The organism is Allobosea sp. 05T422_2 (genome assembly GCF_056396265.1).
Genome location: NZ_JBFTLD010000492.1, coordinates 1 through 1,866, shown reverse-complemented (window position 1 = coordinate 1,866; position 1,866 = coordinate 1). Strand labels below are relative to the sequence as shown.

Below are 1,866 nucleotides of genomic sequence, written 5' to 3'. Positions count from 1 at the left end.
CCTCGAAGGAACGTGTCGCTCAACCGTGCCCCGCCCTGCCACTCCACTTCTCGATCAAGTGTCCGATCCCGCCGCATTGCGTCGCCTGGACGATGTCCAGTTGCGTCAGCTCGCCGACGAACTTCGCGCCGAGACCATCGATGCGGTCTCGGTCACCGGCGGCCATCTCGGCGCTGGCCTCGGCGTGGTCGAGCTGACCGTCGCCCTGCACCACGTCTTCRACACCCCGGATGACCGCCTGATCTGGGATGTCGGCCATCAGGCCTATCCGCACAAGATCCTGACCGGCCGGCGCGACCGCATCCGGACCTTGCGCCAACCCGGAGGCCTCTCCGGCTTCACCAGGCGCAGCGAGAGCGAGTACGACCCCTTCGGCGCCGCTCATTCCTCGACCTCGATCTCGGCCGGGCTCGGCATGGCGGTCGCGCGCGATCTCGCCGGCAAGCCCAACAATGTCATCGCGGTGATCGGCGATGGAGCGATGTCGGCGGGCATGGCCTATGAGGCGATGAACAATGCCGGAGCGCTCGGCTCCAGGCTGATCGTCATTCTGAACGACAACGACATGTCGATCGCGCCGCCGGTGGGCGCGATGTCAGCCTATCTCGCGCGGCTGGTCTCTGGACGCACCTATCGCTCGCTCCGCGAGGTGGCAAAATATCTGGCGGAGAAACTGCCCCGCTTCTTCCACGAGAAGGCCAGGCGCACCGAGGAGTTCGCGCGCGGCTTCTGGACCGGTGGAACGCTGTTCGAGGAGCTCGGCTTCTATTATGTCGGGCCGATCGACGGTCACAATCTCGACCACCTGCTTCCGGTGCTGCGCAATGTCCGCGATGCGCAGAGCGGGCCGATCCTCGTCCATGTCGTGACGCAGAAGGGCAAGGGCTATGCCCCTGCCGAGGCGAGCGCCGACAAGCACCACGCCGTGGTGAAGTTCGATCCCGTCACCGGGCAACAGGCCAAGGCTCCTGCGAATGCTCCGAGCTATACCAAGGTCTTCGCCAATGCGCTGATCAAGGCGGCGCGCGAGGACGAGAAGATCGTTGCCGTCACCGCCGCCATGCCCTCGGGCACCGGTCTCGATGCATTCGGCAAGGAATTTCCCGGCCGGACCTTCGATGTCGGCATTGCCGAGCAGCATGCGGTGACCTTTGCCGCCGGCCTGGCAAGCGAGGGCTACAAGCCGTTCTGCGCGATCTACTCGACCTTCCTGCAGCGCGCCTATGATCAGGTCGTGCATGATGTCGCCATCCAGAAGCTACCGGTGCGCTTCGCGCTCGACCGGGCCGGCCTTGTTGGCGCTGATGGCGCGACCCATGCCGGGGCCTTCGATGTGGCCTATCTCGCCTGCCTGCCCGACATGGTGGTGATGGCMGCAGCCGACGAGGCGGAACTGACCCATATGGTTGCGACCGCCGCCGCCTATGATTCCGGGCCGATCGCCTTCCGCTATCCGCGCGGCGAAGGCGTCGGCGTGGAGATGCCGCAAACCGGCATTCCGCTCGAGATCGGCAAGGGCCGGATCGTCCGCGAAGGGTCACGCGTGGCCATTCTGTCGCTGGGCACACGGCTTGCGGAGAGCCTTGCGGCCGCCGAGTTGCTCGCTCAGCGCGGGCTCTCGACCACGGTCGCCGATGCGCGCTTCGCCAAGCCGCTGGACGAGGCGCTGATCCTGCGGCTCGCCCGCGAGCACGAGATCCTGATCACCGTCGAGGAAGGCTCGGTTGGCGGCTTCGGCAGCCATGTCCTTCACCTGCTGGCGAGAACCGGAATGCTCGACGGCGGGTTGAAGGTGCGAACACTGACATTGCCCGATCTCTATCAGGACCAGGACAAGCCGGATGTGATGTACGCGCTGGCCGGGCT

At 65.9% G+C, this 1,866-nt stretch carries 1 protein-coding gene; it reads left to right on the top strand.

Features of this window, described 5'->3' with window-relative positions:
* Positions 1-25: 25 nt before the first annotated feature.
* The coding region (dxs, locus tag AC1DJT_RS36505; RefSeq protein ID WP_476836038.1) for a 1-deoxy-D-xylulose-5-phosphate synthase at positions 26-1,866 on the top strand (1,841 nt) is incomplete at its 3' end.